We start from the raw sequence: 13877 nt of genomic DNA, 5'->3' as shown, positions 1-13877 counted from the left end.
AAACTTAAAATTCTGAAAGATCGTATTTCCTGAGTGCTTAGGTATACTCATTTCATAATAATAATCATAAAGGGACAACATCAACGATGTTGATAGATGCAAAACATGCTTTTACACAGCTAAGCGAAGATGCACTTATTAACCGTGTAAAAAGCGGTGATCAAAATGCTTATGCTGCACTTTATGAATTACATGTAAAGCGGGTTTATGGATTGTGCTTACGGTTACTCGCAGATCGCGAACATGCCGAAGATGCAACTCAAGAAGTATTTGTGCAGCTGTGGCATAAAATCGCTAGCTTTGAAGGACAGTCACAGTTTTCAACTTGGCTGCACAGTGTCACCAGTAATATTGCGATTAGCTATTTACGTAAACATAAGAATTGGTTGCAAAAAGTAGTGAGCTTCGAGCAAAGCGGTATGGATGAACAAAGCGCAACAGATTGCCAAGGTCTAAATGGACTCGACAAGTTAGTATTACGACTACCTGAGCGAGCTCGTATGGTATTTGTGCTGCACGCCATTGAAGGTTATCGCCATGAAGAGATTGCCACTATGTTAGGAATGGCAGTGGGTTCTAGTAAGTCGCAATTTCATCGCGCCCGTCAGTTATTAAAAGAGTGGTATGAAAATGAGTAAGCCTAATTTTGAAACATTTTTAGCTGAGTCAATCAATAACACTGAGTCAGAGATCTCACCACAAAAAGATTTATGGCCAGGTATCGAAAAAGCATTAACGCATGCTCCTCAGGCGCAAGGTAAAGCTGCGCTGTGGCCTAAATTAGCGGGTGTGGCAGCATGCTCAGTGGCGGCTTTATTAACCGTGCAGTTGCTGTTTTCCGGCTCTGAGCCTGCGACAAGTGTGGTGATGAGTGACTATTTTACCCAGCAAAAACAAACCTTGTTGGTGCAATATCAAAATCAGCCTGCATTGACAGATAACTGGCAACAGCAATTAACAGAATTAGAGGACGCTGAGCGGGCAATAAAGCAAGCCCTCGACAATGAGCCTGAGAATCCAGCGTTATTAAAAATGCTAGCACAGGTTTATCAGCAGCAATTAGATCTAATCAATAAGGTGCATGCACCGAAGTGGCAACAAATTTAGGAGTATCAACCATGAAAACATTACTATTAGCACTAACTTTATTGCCGTTTTTCGCCTCTGCTGGTGAGAAAATCAATGAACAAATTGAGGTGCCCGCTAATAAGCGTATTTTTATAGATAACCAACGCGGTGATGTACGTATTGAGGGCTGGGATAAATCACAATTACAGATCACCGGTGAGCTTGATGATAAAGCACAAGGGTATCGTTTAGAAGTGGCAGGAGATCGTATCGAATTTATCGTTAAAATGCCGCGTAACAATAATAACGGTTGGAATAGTGGCGATGGTTCTCAATTAGTTATTTATATGCCAAATAGCAGCGAACTTGAATTTACCGGTGTTAACGCCACTATCAGTGCTAAAAATTTGATCGCCGGGGCTGATATTGATGTCGTTAATGGTGATATTAACTTACAAAACATCAGTGGCAATATTAGTGTGGATACCGTTAATGGTGATGTCAGTGCGATAGGCTTAAAAGGTGATATACGCTATGAAACCGTAAACGGCGAAATTAATGACAAAGACTCACAAGGCACGCTGCGCTTTACTGCTGTCAATGGTGATATTAAATCCAAAACAGCAGCTCAAGAAGTTCGCTTAGAGAATGTTAATGGCGATATCGACTTTGCTTTTCAGGCATTAAAAAGCTTACGTATTAGCACGGTAAATGGTGAGAGTGAAATACATATTAATGAGTTACTAAAAGGTGCGCAAATTACTTATGAATCTGTTAGTGGCGATGCCGATTTTTACTTCCCGACGGATGTTTCTGCGCGGTTTGAAATTGAAGCGCATGCCAATGGTAAAATTATTAATGAGTTGAGTGACGATAAAGTTAAAAAAGCGAAATATGGGCCATCAAGTGAATTGGAGTTTGCGGTTAATGGTGGTGATGCTGATATTGAAATAGACACTATCAGTGGGCGCATAGAATTACGTAAGCAAAAGTAATCTCCCGTAGCAAAGTAGGAAAAGAAATCCTGCTTTGCTCTTTGCACAACGTAGCCAAGTAGATAGAATAGAGGCCATTCATTGTTAGTATTGCGAAGTTATGGCTAAACCAGATAAACAAGTCGACACTCTTAAAGTTCCTCCTCATTCCATTGAAGCAGAGCAATCTGTTTTAGGTGGCTTAATGCTTGATAATCAAGCCTTTGACCGTGTTGCCGAGTTGGTCGTTTCGCAAGATTTCTATACACGTACCCATAAGCTTATTTTTGAAGCCATGGTCGAGCTTGCTGAAATAGGCGATCCAATCGATTTGATCACCATATCAGAGAGCTTAGAGAAAAAGAATTTACTCAGTGGTATCGGTGGTTTTGCTTATTTAGCTGAAATTGCTAAAAATACGCCAAGTGCGGCGAACATCGACGCCTATGCGAATATCGTACGCGAACGTGCTGTGGTACGTGAAATGATTGGCGTTGCCAATGAAATAGCCGAAGCAGGTTTCAATCCGGAAGGGCGCACCAGCCACGATTTACTCGACTTTGCAGAGAGTAAAGTGTTTAAAATTGCTGAGCAGCGGACAAAAAGTAACGATGGTCCGCAAAGTATTCACAGCATCTTAGAAAAAACAGTCGATAAAATCGAAGAGTTGTACCAGTCGCCACAAGATGGTGTGACGGGGGTAAGTACCGGTTATGCCGATCTAGATAAAATGACCACTGGTTTGCAGCCATCAGATTTAATCATTGTGGCCGCCCGTCCGTCGATGGGTAAAACCACATTTGCGATGAACTTAGCTGAACATGCCGCAATGACACAAGATAAGCCTGTGCTTATTTACTCATTAGAAATGCCCTCGGAGCAGATTATGATGAGGATGTTGGCATCCCTTGGTCGAATTAATCAGACCAAAGTGCGCACCGGTCAATTGGATGATGACGATTGGGCGCGTCTTTCATCAACTATGGGGCTACTGATGGAAAAAGGAAAGATGTATGTTGATGATGCATCAGGTCTAACTCCAACAGATGTTCGCTCACGTGCGCGTCGTATAGCTCGTGATCACGGTGGGATAAGTATGATCATGGTCGATTACTTGCAGCTGATGCGCGTTCCCAGCCTCTCTGATAACCGTACTTTAGAAATTGCTGAAATCTCACGGTCACTTAAATCATTAGCAAAAGAACTCCAATGCCCAGTCGTAGCACTGTCGCAGCTAAACCGTACTCTAGAGCAGCGTGCCGATAAACGCCCAATTAACTCCGACTTACGTGAATCAGGCTCTATCGAGCAGGATGCCGATTTAATCATGTTTATCTACCGCGACGAAGTATATAACGAAGACAGTACTGAGAAAGGGATTGCTGAAATTATCATAGGTAAACAACGTAATGGTCCAATTGGTAAAGTACGTTTAACTTTCCAAGGTCAGTTCTCGCGTTTTGATAATTACGCCGGACCTGCGGTAGACGACGATTACTGATGCGTTTAGCTATTGCCGAAATTAACTTACAAGCACTTGCTCATAATTTAGCGCAAGTGCGACAGTTTGCGCCTAACAGTAAAGTTATGGCGGTATTAAAAGCCAATGCTTATGGCCATGGTTTAGTGAAAATAGCGCAGCACCTTAATGATGCTGACGCATTTGCAGTGGCACGAATAGATGAAGCTCTAGCACTGCGGGCGGGTGGGCTGACCAAGCCTATTGTGTTGCTGGAAGGTTTTTTCCATCAAGATGATTTGCCGATTTTATTAGCCAATAACTTTCAAACCATTATCCATGATGAAAATCAGCTCAGAGCACTTGAAAATGCAAAGCTCGATGAACCAATCAGTTGCTGGTTAAAAATCAATACCGGTATGCATCGTTTAGGAATTGCACCAACGCAGTTGCATGATTTTTATCAGCGCTTGCAAGCAACGAATAACGCTAAAGATACAATCAATTTAATGACGCATTTTTCCAGTGCCGATGATGTTAATGATCCCAAAACAGCTGAGCAAATTGCTTTGTTTGATTCATTAGTGCAAGGCAAACAACAAGCACATTGTTTAGCAAATTCGGCTGGTATTATTGCTTGGCCTGCAGGTCATGGCGACTGGGTACGTCCAGGCTTGATGATGTATGGTGTATCACCAATGCTTAACACTTCTGGCAAAGACCATCAGCTGAAGCCAGTGATGCGCTTAACCACTAAGGTCATTGCAATTCGCGATGTTGATGCCGCGCAAGGTGTTGGTTATGGTGGTTGTTGGCAAAGTGCTCAGCCGACTAAGCTTGCAGTGGTGGCCATGGGCTATGGTGATGGTTATCCGCGCCATGCTAGACATGGCACACCTGTAGTGATTGCTGGCAAACGTTATGGTATTGCTGGCAACATCTCTATGGATATGATCAGTGTTGATATTGGTGCAAATGCTGATGGCATCAAAGTCGGCGATGAGGTGGTGATGTGGGGCCCAGAATTACCCGTTGAAGAAATCGCCCAATGTGCCACGACAATCCCTTACGAGTTAGTCTGTAATATTACCCCACGGGTAAGCTATGAATATTTAGAGTAATGCTAAGCGTTACTCTTTGATAAAATACACATCGCTAAAACCCATGCGAGCAAACTCTTCATCACGAAAATTACGCACTGCCGCAGAACCTTTTGAAGTCATAGCAATTTGCTGTTCCATCTTTAAGTAATTTGTTAAATCAATCCCTTCAGCCGCGGCAATAGCCTGATACATATCGCGATATTTATCTTTTGCAAAATTAATTTCGCGAGGCTGATTTTTAAATTTGTACGTAATGCGTCGTGCCATGAGTCACTCATAAAATAATTTAATTGCGTTAATTTTACACCTTCTTCGACATCCGCTCTACCTTTGAATGACTTGTAGCTTAGCTCAAGTTACAATAACGGCCATATTTTTAAATAAACCAAGGAATTGTCATGAAATTATCTGTAGAGATCAGTAAGTACCCACTTCATCAAGATTATATCCCATTTATTAAGGGGTTTATTGATCGCTTAAATGAATATGACGATTTAAAAGTAATAACAAATACCTTGTCTACGCAAATTTTTGGGGATTACGATTTAGTAATGTCAGTGCTTAGTACAGAGATAAAACGTTCATACGAAGAGTTTGGCAAAGCTATTTTTGTTTGTAAATTCCTCAATGGTGATCTCTCTCCCCAATAGCAGCTAAAGCCTTAGTGGATCAATTATGGAATTTATTACAGAAACTCTCGCAGGGTTTACTGCAATGTCGCACTGGGAATATATCGCAGTGGCGCTCTCTATGGCATATTTGCTATTAGCAATAAAAGAAAATCTGTGGTGTTGGCCTGCGGCATTTTTTAGCACCCTTATTTATACCATAATGTATTGGAATGGTGCTTTATTAATGGAATCGCTATTGCATTTTTACTATATGTATATGGCGGTTTATGGGTGGGTAATATGGCGAAAAGGCGACGCTAATAAACATCAATTAGTGATTACCTCATGGTGCTTGCATCAACACTTATTCATTATTATTGCGACTTCGATTGTGGCATTAATATTTGGTTATGTGATGAACAATCACACCCATGCAGACTTTGCTTATTTAGATAGTTTTACAACCTGTTTTGCTGTTGTTACAACGTATTTAGTTGCGAAAAAAGTACTGGAAAATTGGCTGTATTGGATTGTTATTGATGCGGCTTCGATGTATTTGTATTACGAGAAAGGCTACTACCCAACATTAGCGCTGTTTATTTTTTACACCATAATGGCAGCATGGGGGTTTAAAACCTGGTATGAAGAGTATGAGCAAAATCAAGCTAAGCCTTTGGCGCAATTATAAGAAGCAGTATGACAGGTAAAGAAATTAGCGGCATTTTTGCCGCTTTTGATCCACAACTAAAGGTATTGAGCAATGAGCGGCTATTTAGCGGTTTAAGTAACGATAACTTTTTAGTGCGTACTGCACAGCAGGCTTTTTTATTAAAGTGCTATCGCGAGCATTGGCCAGTGCAGGGCTTGGCAGCACAAACTGTATTTGCGCAGCAGCAGGTATGCCCCAAACCACTGTGGACTGATGAAGTTAACAAGCTGGCGATTTTTGAATACCTAGAGGGGAATATTGCACAAGGGGATTACACTTTAGAGTTGCTGCAAAAGTTGATTGCTTTTCATTGCCATGATGTTGTTACTGAGGCGATGGATATAAAGTATGAGCTGGATTTTTATAAACAAACTCGCTTATATCAGCAATATCAAGCAAGCGTTGAGGATGCATTAAAGCAAATCGCGTTATTACCCCGTGATGAAGGTTTTTGCCATAATGATTTAGTAAAAGAAAACATTATTGTGAATAGCGAAGGCATGTTTTTAATTGACTTTGAGTACGCTAAAAGTAATGACGTATACTTCGATTTAGCAGCACTAACTGTTAGCTTTGCGTTGAATGATAAGCAAAAAAATAGCTTACTTTCAAACTACCAACAGCAATTGCCTGCTATTCAAAAATTTCACTATTCACTGCAAAAGCTTGAATGCTATCAGTTGGTGTTTTTAGTGTTGTGTATTTGTTGGTATAGCGCACGCTCAGTCGATAATAAAGTGACTGAGTTGCGTACGCAGTTGGATTGTTTGATTAGCTCAATGGAGCATCGTTAAAGACCACCAAAACGCGCCGCAAGTTCTTTGTATTTTGCAACTTCATCTGCATCAAATAGTGGTTCGCCGTTTTCATCAACAGATTTCGATATTAATAAACTTTCCCGGGCAAGACGCTTTACACGTTCAACTTTAACCCCTAAAAACTCCGCTACTTGCTCGGTTGACATTAAACTCATAGATACTTCCTCATGTTAAACCTTTTACAAGCGCCTTAAAAAGTCGTTAAACGGGCATTTATATGTTGCAAAATGGTTAGTGATTTTTATTAAGTATAATTTAATAGCTGTTTTTTGCTTGCTTGTGAAGTAATTTATTATAATTTGCTGAATTATTAAGCATCTAAGCGATAGAAGCTAGCATTTAATTGCATATGCCTTTATTATTGCTCGGCCTAAGCACTGATATCGCGAGTTGGTGTGGTGGCACAAATGTGCTCTCGTGGTGAAATGGATATCACGTGGCCCTCCGGAGGCTGAGTTGTAGGTTCGATCCCTACCGAGAGCGCCATTTGCAATAATGCCCAGCCTTTCATCAAAGGCTATCAATAATAACTCTCTATCTTACTCCACTGTGTTTGCCCTCAATCACACTCTTTTAGTACTCATGATGTAAATAAACCCCTACTAATATTTTGAATTAAATAAATTGCACAAGTGGTAAAACTGACAACTGGACTATACTCATAATTCATTATCTTAGGGAATTGTATTATGCACTACAGCTCGCCTCCATTAAAAATGGGGGGATTACAGTTTCATGTCCTTTTGCATACTAAGTAAGTCGAGCACAGTTGTTATTTGGCAATGCCTGTGAGTGTTGTGTTAAATGAGCTCTTTAGCAAAGGGTACTCTGGAGATTGAATGAATATTAAAACCCGTATTCTGGTGTTTGTCATTTTGTTTGAGATATTGGCTTATTCAACCCTACAGTTATTCAACACGCTAATTTACAAAGAATCTTTGGATGAATTTAAGCAAAATGAAATTCAGGCTGTGTTTAATGGCACTATTTCCCGTATCAATCATCTTACAGAACAAATGCAAGGTCATGCGATCGATCTGGCTCTAAGTGGTGAGCAGTTATACTTTCTGCGTCATCAAAAATCTACTCCCATGGCTGATATCAAGGAACTGGCTCAGCGCACGTTACAAAACAAGTTTACTAGTTTTGAGCAAGCTATGGGCGGAGGGCTTTGGTATCAACCGCAGGTACTGGATGAGCAGTATCGTTATTTTGGCCCATATGTATATAAAGAAAATAAACAGCTGCAATTTACGTGGGATCTCAATACACCACAGTACGATTATTTTTCTCAGGATTGGTACCAGCTTGCTGTACAGCAAGGGTGGGGATTAAACCAATCAAGCTATCGTCCTATATTTTGGACTAACCCTTATTACGATGATGCAGGCTCATTCTCGTTGATGATGACCATAGATGCGGTGATGCTTGACGATAACCGCAGTCCGATTGGTATGGCGACGCTCGACTGGTCTTTAGCTGAGTTAAGTGAGTTTTTAGTCAGCATTAAAGTGACCGAAAATGCACAATCATTTTTATTTCACCGGGATTCTGAGTTAATTATTGGCTTTACAGACAAGCCTCAAACGGTACAGCAGTTGACCGATGACTTTCCTTGGGCGGCAACATTAGTAGCTCAAAGTCGGTTAAGTAAGGTCAATAGCTTTGGGTTTGAGCAGCTAGCAATTGAAGATAAGTATATTTTTTATCAGCTTAGTGAGAGCGGTTTTATCTTTGGCTCATTAGTTCCTAAAAATGATTTAAGTAAACAAGTTGATAAAGTGTCTTCTTGGGCTTTAATCACAGGCAGTGGCATAGGGCTCGGCTTTATTATACTGATGATTTTTATCCTCAAAGCTTTGTTTAGCCCTTTTGATCAGGTATTAAATATCATAAAAAGCTCTATTCGTTATGGTAGTAATAAGCAAGTTAATCTACTGCCAGTTGAGTATGCTAAACGCAATGAGTTTACCCCAATTATTACTGCTTTAAATGATGTGTACTTACAAGTAAAAAGCTACGTCAGTGAGATTGAAGATGCGAATACCAAGTTGATGTCTTCACAGCAACAAGTAAAACAGTTAAATGCGGTACTTGAGCGTAAAGTGGCTCTGCGTACTGCTGAGCTTGAGACTAAGACCAAAGAAGCAACATTATCGCTGGAACAGCTAAAACGTACTCAGCAACAGTTAATTGAAAATGAAAAGCATGCGTCGTTAGGACGATTAGTTGCTGGAGTTGCTCATCAAATAAATACCCCATTGGGCATTTGCGTCACGGCTGCATCAGTACTGGAAAGCACCTCGAAAACTATTCATGGCAAAGCGGCTGCGGGTAACATGTCGAGAGAGGAGTTTAATCAGGCCTATGATCATATAATACAAAGCACAGAGTTATTGAGCGTTAATCTCCACAGAGCTACAAATCTAATCAATAACTTTAAACAAGTTGCGGTAGACAACGATACACAGGAAAATCGCTGGTTTAACTTAGGTGAGTATATCGATAATATTCTGCTGTCAATCCACTCACGTGTTGACCAAACCCCTCATAAAGTTAAATGCCAATACCAGCAAGAAATTCGTTTTTTTGCCTCACCAAGTGCATTCTCGCAAATTTTAGGGCAGCTAGTGGAAAATGCCTTAGTTTACGCTTTTGATGATTCAACGCCTGGGGAGGTGAACATTACAGTGAGTAAACATGATGAACAACTTCAGCTGATAATCAGCGATAATGGTAAAGGCATGCCAGAAGATGTCCGCAAGCAAGTATTTGACCCGTTCTTTTCTACGAATAACGCACAACTGAGCTTAGGTTTGGGGTTGCACATTGTTTATAATTTAGTAATACATAAACTAGCCGGTACGATAGAGTGCCAGAGTCAATTAGGTACTGGCACTACTTTTATCATTACTATACCAATCAATGTAATTGAACAACCGTGAGTATTTTTAAAGCCACTTTTTATTTTTGAAGTAAACGCCGATGGCACCGGTGATCACGACTAAAAATATAACAAAAAAACTAAATGCGTAAGGGCTCTCTGTACCAGGGATACCGCCTACATTTACGCCAAGTAAACCGGTTAAAAATCCTAGCGGTAAAAACAGTGCCGCAACCACCGACATCACATACATACGCTGATTTAATTGTTCAGAAACCTGATTAGTAATGGTTTGTTGAATAATTTGCGCACGTTCAATAGAGCTGTCCAACTCTTCAATAAAGCGGATCAGTAGATTGGTGGTTTCGTTTAACTTGGCTTTGTCGTTTTCACTAAGCCAGCTGTATTTGTTTGCCATTAAAGTACTGAGCGCTTCTTTTTGTGGCCTTAAGTAGCGTTTTAAACCAATTGATTGGCGGCGTAACTGCGACAGTCCTTGGTTATCAAAGCGCTTTGTCGGCTCGTCAATTTCATCTTCAAAAATATCGAGAGTGTCATCTAAGCCATCAATTACCCCTTGCATACGTGAGGTGAGATTTTGTGTAAGTTGGCAAACTAATTCAGAAATGCTAACTGGCCCAGTTTTTTCTTCTAGTGCAGCTAAAATATCTTGGACTGAAAGTAAACGGCGTTTTCGGGTAGTGACCACTACATTTTCATTGATAAATAAACGAATTGAGACCATGTCTTCAGGGCTCTGCGCAGGATTTAAATTCACGCCTCGTAAAAACAACATACAACCGTTAGTTACTTTGGTGATACGAGGGCGTGTTTCATCGGCTGTTAATGATGCAAGTTCATAATCAGTCAACAATTCACTGTTTTGTAACCAATCTATGGCTTCACTTTGGCTATAATCAAGATGAACCCACAATTTACCTTGCTCAGGCTGCCAGTTATGTAGGTCTGCGCTATTATCAATTGTGCGTGCGCCGCCTTGTTCATCAAGTATAAGTGCGTGTAGTAAACCATTGAACATAGTAAATTCTCATTAATCCTGTATGTTAATATAGTTGACTATTGAGTGACTTAGGTCAATTAAATTAGCTTATCATTTGGATAAAATTATTTCATTTGTGTTTTTATCCGTGTAGCGTATAAGACAGTTTTTTATTAAAGGGCACATTTATGACGGCAAAGATAATTGTTGGTTGGCGTGAGTGGTTAAGTTTACCTGAGCTTGGCATTAATCAAATTAAGGCTAAGATTGATACGGGCGCCCGTACGTCATGTATTCATGCTCTTAATATTGAAGAATATGAGCGAGAAGGCGAAAAGTGGGTTAAATTTATTGCTCAGCCTTTGCAAGAAGATGAGCACACTCAAATTGAGTGTGATGCTAAAGTAAAAAAGATGAAATATGTAACCAGCTCAAGTGGGCAGCGTGAGTTGCGGTATTTTATTGAGACTAAGCTCTGCGCTGGTGATAAAAGTTGGCCAATAGAAGTCACTTTGACCAGCCGAGCGAGTATGAAGTTTAGAATGTTATTAGGGCGCACAGCCATGGAAAATCGTATAGTCGTTGATCCGGCTTTATCTCATTTATTAGATAGTTAAGGTTTTAACTATGAAAATTGGTATTTTATCTCGTAACAAGAATTTATATTCAACGCGTCGTTTAATTGAAGCAGCTGAGATGCGTGGTCATGAAGTAAAAGTGATCGATGCATTACGTTGTTACATGAACATTAACTCTGAGCAACCAGAGATCCATTATCGCGGTGAAAATTTAAAAGATTTTGATACCATAATCCCGCGTATTGGTGCTTCAGTTACTTTTTATGGTTGTGCAGTACTGCGTCAGTTTGAAATGATGAATGTATTTCCTGTTAATGAATCAGTTGCTATTTCACGTTCGCGAGATAAATTACGTTCGTTACAGTTGTTATCACGTAAAGGCGTTGGTATGCCGGTAACCGGTTTTGCTAGCAAGCCAGATGACGTTAAAGACTTACTTGAAATGGTTGGCGGTGCACCTGTAGTTATTAAGCTGTTAGAGGGTACTCAAGGCATTGGTGTGGTGTTAGCTGAAACACGTAAAGCTGCTGAGAGTGTTATTGAAGCCTTTATGGGCTTAAAAGCTAATATCATGGTACAAGAGTATATTAAAGAAGCTGGTGGTGCTGATATCCGCTGTTTCGTACTTGGTGACAAAGTGATTGCCGCAATGAAGCGTCAAGCACAAGATGGTGAGTTCCGTTCTAATTTACACCGCGGTGGCAGTGCAACATTAGTGCGTATTACGCCAGAAGAACGTAGAACAGCAGTAGCTGCAGCTAAAGCAATGGGCTTGAACGTAGCTGGGGTTGATTTACTTCGTTCATCTCGCGGACCTTTGGTAATGGAAGTTAACTCTTCACCAGGTCTTGAAGGTATCGAAGTAGCAACAGGAAAAGATATTGCAGGTATGGTGATCGAATTTATCGAAAAAACCGCTGCAACCAAAAGGACCGCAACGCGTGGCAAAGGTTAGAATCAATAGTGCGTTTACTTTATTAGGTGAAACGGTGGGTGTCGGTGAGCGTAAGACGCTGGCCCTAGAAGCAGCTAAGCTGTACACCCATTCGCCGTTGAATATCCCAATAGAGGTAGTGAATGGAGTTCAAGCAGGGCCTGTTTTAATGGTCTGTGCGGCTATTCATGGTGATGAACTCAATGGCGTAGAGGTCGTACGCCAATTATTAGCAAAAATAGATGCTAACCAGCTGCGTGGTACGCTGATTGCTGTACCGATTGTTAACGTATTTGGTTTTATTCATAAGTCACGTTATTTACCTGATCGCCGTGATATGAATCGCAGCTTTCCAGGTTCTATTCGTGGATCGCTTGCTGGACGTATGGCACATATGTTTTTTTCGCAAGTGGCCATTCATTGTACGCATATTATTGATTTACATACTGGCGCAATACATCGCACCAATTTACCGCAAATTCGCGCAGATTTGAGTGATGAAGCAACGGCACAAATGGCGAATGCATTTGGTACACCAGCCGTTATTGATGCCTCACTTCGTAATGGTTCACTGCGAAGTGAGGCCGCGAACTTAGGTATTCCGGTGATCACATACGAAGCTGGAGAAGCGCTGCGGTTTGATCCAATTGCAATAGCGGCTGGTATGCAAGGCGTTGATTATGTCATGCGTCATTTAAAAATGATCCGTGGCAAGCGCGCTAAAAAGTTACCTGAGCCAATTATTGCCAGCTCAACCAGTTGGGTGCGTGCTGAAGTCGATGGCATTGTGCGTGCGCAAGTATCATTGGGTGAGCGAGTAATGAAAGGGCAAATATTAGCTTATATCAGTAGCCCGCTCGGTGATTCTGAGCTGGAATTATTAGCGCCAAGAAGTGGTATAGTGATTGGTCAACAAACTATGCCACTGGTTAATGAAGGTGATGCAGTGTTTCATTTAGCATATTTTGCTCACGCAAACAGCTTGGTAGAACAACAGCTTGAAACCTTTATTGATGAAATAAGTGATATTGAAGATGAGTTAAAAACAGCGGAATTAAATAATTAATTGCTGATTGCAACTGATCAAAAAAGCCGTTTAAGGATATTCTTAAGCGGCTTTTTGTTATGTGCTTTTCGTTTATTGCAGCTTTTTAGGTCCAATAGCGCGCTTAACCGCGATTGCTTTAGTAGGTTTCGGCTCTTTATTTAAAACCATCACCGGACGAGTAACAAATAGGTTATTAGGATAAATAACTCGGTGCCCATCAACATGTTCTAATACCACATTCATCAAGCCCATCTCGACAATACGCCCCTCAACAAAGTTCGCGCCGTCAATAACTCTAACCCAATAACCAACACGACAGTCATTTTGAATAAACATTAGCAAAAACGAGGTTAGATTGCTTAATAGCGACCAAGCTGCAAATAGTGCAACACCTAGCATGGCAAACAAAGATGAGCCAAGTACCAGTAAACCCCGTAATTCAATACCCCAAAAAACTAACACTAAGCACAGCATTACAAATGCGAGAATAATTTTCAGTAATAGTTCGGCACGATATTTACGGTGAATATCGACTTTGCCCTTAATAGTTTTTTCGAGTAATTTTTTAGTCAGTTTTAATAGTACAGGAAAAAGTAACAGAGCGACTAAAGTGACGATGAGTTTATACTGCGTGCTAAGAATATCTAACAGTTCCACAATCAATCCAAATGCGGTTTAGGAGCAACTAGTT

General features: G+C 40.7%; 16 protein-coding genes and 1 tRNA gene. 13 read left to right on the top strand and 4 right to left on the bottom strand.

Annotated features, from left to right (window positions below; genetic code table 11):
• The first annotated feature begins 86 nt into the window (after positions 1-86).
• From PVK79_RS21665 to alr, 5 genes are all read left to right on the top strand, one after another.
• Positions 87-638: an RNA polymerase sigma factor gene (locus PVK79_RS21665; protein ID WP_182758759.1), complete on the top strand. Its 552-nt coding sequence runs from the start codon at positions 87-89 to the stop codon at positions 636-638.
• The gene (locus PVK79_RS21660) at positions 625-1107 is read left to right on the top strand and encodes a hypothetical protein (protein ID WP_182731620.1); all 483 of its coding nucleotides are present in this window, start codon (positions 625-627) and stop codon (positions 1105-1107) included. The genes PVK79_RS21665 and PVK79_RS21660 overlap by 14 nt, the downstream gene beginning before the upstream one ends.
• 11 nt (positions 1108-1118) lie before the next feature.
• Positions 1119-2063 carry a DUF4097 family beta strand repeat-containing protein gene (locus PVK79_RS21655; RefSeq protein WP_145237012.1) on the top strand — a complete coding sequence of 315 codons (945 nt, stop codon included), beginning with the start codon at positions 1119-1121 and terminating at the stop codon, positions 2061-2063.
• Positions 2064-2163: 100 nt separating this feature from the next.
• On the top strand, positions 2164-3543 hold the full coding sequence (gene dnaB, locus PVK79_RS21650) for a replicative DNA helicase (protein ID WP_145237015.1): 1380 nt from the start codon (positions 2164-2166) through the stop codon (positions 3541-3543).
• Positions 3543-4622 carry an alanine racemase gene (alr, locus tag PVK79_RS21645; protein ID WP_182778616.1) on the top strand — a complete coding sequence of 360 codons (1080 nt, stop codon included), beginning with the start codon at positions 3543-3545 and terminating at the stop codon, positions 4620-4622. The genes dnaB and alr overlap by 1 nt, the downstream gene beginning before the upstream one ends.
• Positions 4623-4631: 9 nt before the next feature.
• Here alr and PVK79_RS21640 read toward each other — a convergent pair whose 3' ends face one another.
• On the bottom strand, positions 4632-4871 hold the full coding sequence (locus tag PVK79_RS21640; protein ID WP_145237021.1) for a DUF2960 domain-containing protein: 240 nt from the start codon (positions 4869-4871) through the stop codon (positions 4632-4634).
• 131 nt (positions 4872-5002) lie between these two features.
• On the opposite strand from PVK79_RS21640, the gene PVK79_RS21635 reads away from it, so the two are divergent.
• Genes PVK79_RS21635 through PVK79_RS21625 form a run of 3 tightly spaced genes read left to right on the top strand, consistent with a single transcriptional unit; the run spans position 5003 to position 6718 of the window.
• Positions 5003-5254: a hypothetical protein gene (locus PVK79_RS21635; protein WP_145237024.1), complete on the top strand. Its 252-nt coding sequence runs from the start codon at positions 5003-5005 to the stop codon at positions 5252-5254.
• Positions 5255-5279: 25 nt separating this feature from the next.
• Positions 5280-5903 carry a nicotinamide riboside transporter PnuC gene (gene pnuC / locus PVK79_RS21630; RefSeq protein WP_145237027.1) on the top strand — a complete coding sequence of 208 codons (624 nt, stop codon included), beginning with the start codon at positions 5280-5282 and terminating at the stop codon, positions 5901-5903.
• Positions 5904-5911: 8 nt separating this feature from the next.
• On the top strand, positions 5912-6718 hold the full coding sequence (locus PVK79_RS21625; RefSeq protein ID WP_257324706.1) for a phosphotransferase: 807 nt from the start codon (positions 5912-5914) through the stop codon (positions 6716-6718).
• Here the strand turns inward: PVK79_RS21625 and PVK79_RS21620 are convergent.
• Positions 6715-6897: a helix-turn-helix domain-containing protein gene (locus PVK79_RS21620; RefSeq protein WP_145237033.1), complete on the bottom strand. Its 183-nt coding sequence runs from the start codon at positions 6895-6897 to the stop codon at positions 6715-6717. The two genes, PVK79_RS21625 and PVK79_RS21620, sit on opposite strands and share 4 nt — an antisense overlap.
• Positions 6898-7153: 256 nt before the next feature.
• Here PVK79_RS21620 and PVK79_RS21615 point away from each other — a divergent pair.
• Positions 7154-7228: transfer RNA gene (locus tag PVK79_RS21615), tRNA-Arg, on the top strand.
• A 353-nt stretch (positions 7229-7581) separates the two neighbouring features.
• Positions 7582-9687: an ATP-binding response regulator gene (locus PVK79_RS21610; protein WP_145237036.1), complete on the top strand. Its 2106-nt coding sequence runs from the start codon at positions 7582-7584 to the stop codon at positions 9685-9687.
• Between the two features lie 6 nt (positions 9688-9693).
• On the opposite strand, the gene PVK79_RS21605 is transcribed toward PVK79_RS21610, so the two are convergent.
• Positions 9694-10665 (bottom strand): zinc transporter ZntB, encoded by a 972-nt coding sequence (locus tag PVK79_RS21605; RefSeq protein WP_145237039.1) that lies wholly within the window; start codon positions 10663-10665, stop codon positions 9694-9696.
• Between the two features lie 149 nt (positions 10666-10814).
• Here PVK79_RS21605 and PVK79_RS21600 point away from each other — a divergent pair, with 149 nt between their 5' ends.
• From PVK79_RS21600 to PVK79_RS21590, 3 genes are read left to right on the top strand one after another with little or no spacing between them, the layout of a single operon-like run.
• Positions 10815-11243 carry an ATP-dependent zinc protease family protein gene (locus tag PVK79_RS21600; protein WP_145237042.1) on the top strand — a complete coding sequence of 143 codons (429 nt, stop codon included), beginning with the start codon at positions 10815-10817 and terminating at the stop codon, positions 11241-11243.
• Positions 11244-11253: 10 nt separating this feature from the next.
• Complete coding sequence (gene rimK, locus PVK79_RS21595) at positions 11254-12159, top strand: 30S ribosomal protein S6--L-glutamate ligase (protein WP_145237045.1); 906 nt, start codon at positions 11254-11256, stop codon at positions 12157-12159.
• Positions 12146-13204, top strand: a complete 1059-nt coding sequence (locus PVK79_RS21590) for a succinylglutamate desuccinylase/aspartoacylase family protein (protein WP_145237048.1) — start codon at positions 12146-12148, stop codon at positions 13202-13204. Before rimK ends, PVK79_RS21590 begins: the two co-directional genes overlap by 14 nt.
• A gap of 72 nt (positions 13205-13276) precedes the next feature.
• On the opposite strand, the gene PVK79_RS21585 is transcribed toward PVK79_RS21590, so the two are convergent.
• Positions 13277-13843 carry a mechanosensitive ion channel domain-containing protein gene (locus PVK79_RS21585; protein ID WP_149980644.1) on the bottom strand — a complete coding sequence of 189 codons (567 nt, stop codon included), beginning with the start codon at positions 13841-13843 and terminating at the stop codon, positions 13277-13279.
• Positions 13844-13877 lie beyond the last annotated feature (34 nt).

This window comes from Pseudoalteromonas rhizosphaerae, assembly GCF_028885455.1.
GTDB lineage: Bacteria > Pseudomonadota > Gammaproteobacteria > Enterobacterales > Alteromonadaceae > Pseudoalteromonas > Pseudoalteromonas rhizosphaerae.
The sequence above is the reverse complement of the archived record's forward strand: the minus strand, read 5'-3'. Positions and strand labels throughout refer to the sequence as shown.

Bases quoted from the DNA above. Each gene is read 5' to 3' on its own strand.
- PVK79_RS21665 (WP_182758759.1), top strand. From the start codon at position 87: ATGTTGATAGATGCAAAACATGCTTTTACACAGCTAAGCGAAGATGCA.
- PVK79_RS21660 (WP_182731620.1), top strand. From the start codon at position 625: ATGAAAATGAGTAAGCCTAATTTTGAAACATTTTTAGCTGAGTCAATC.
- PVK79_RS21655 (WP_145237012.1), top strand. From the start codon at position 1,119: ATGAAAACATTACTATTAGCACTAACTTTATTGCCGTTTTTCGCCTCT.
- dnaB (WP_145237015.1), top strand. From the start codon at position 2,164: ATGGCTAAACCAGATAAACAAGTCGACACTCTTAAAGTTCCTCCTCAT.
- alr (WP_182778616.1), top strand. From the start codon at position 3,543: ATGCGTTTAGCTATTGCCGAAATTAACTTACAAGCACTTGCTCATAAT.
- PVK79_RS21640 (WP_145237021.1), bottom strand. From the start codon at position 4,871: ATGGCACGACGCATTACGTACAAATTTAAAAATCAGCCTCGCGAAATT.
- PVK79_RS21635 (WP_145237024.1), top strand. From the start codon at position 5,003: ATGAAATTATCTGTAGAGATCAGTAAGTACCCACTTCATCAAGATTAT.
- pnuC (WP_145237027.1), top strand. From the start codon at position 5,280: ATGGAATTTATTACAGAAACTCTCGCAGGGTTTACTGCAATGTCGCAC.
- PVK79_RS21625 (WP_257324706.1), top strand. From the start codon at position 5,912: ATGACAGGTAAAGAAATTAGCGGCATTTTTGCCGCTTTTGATCCACAA.
- PVK79_RS21620 (WP_145237033.1), bottom strand. From the start codon at position 6,897: ATGAGTTTAATGTCAACCGAGCAAGTAGCGGAGTTTTTAGGGGTTAAA.
- PVK79_RS21610 (WP_145237036.1), top strand. From the start codon at position 7,582: ATGAATATTAAAACCCGTATTCTGGTGTTTGTCATTTTGTTTGAGATA.
- PVK79_RS21605 (WP_145237039.1), bottom strand. From the start codon at position 10,665: ATGTTCAATGGTTTACTACACGCACTTATACTTGATGAACAAGGCGGC.
- PVK79_RS21600 (WP_145237042.1), top strand. From the start codon at position 10,815: ATGACGGCAAAGATAATTGTTGGTTGGCGTGAGTGGTTAAGTTTACCT.
- rimK (WP_145237045.1), top strand. From the start codon at position 11,254: ATGAAAATTGGTATTTTATCTCGTAACAAGAATTTATATTCAACGCGT.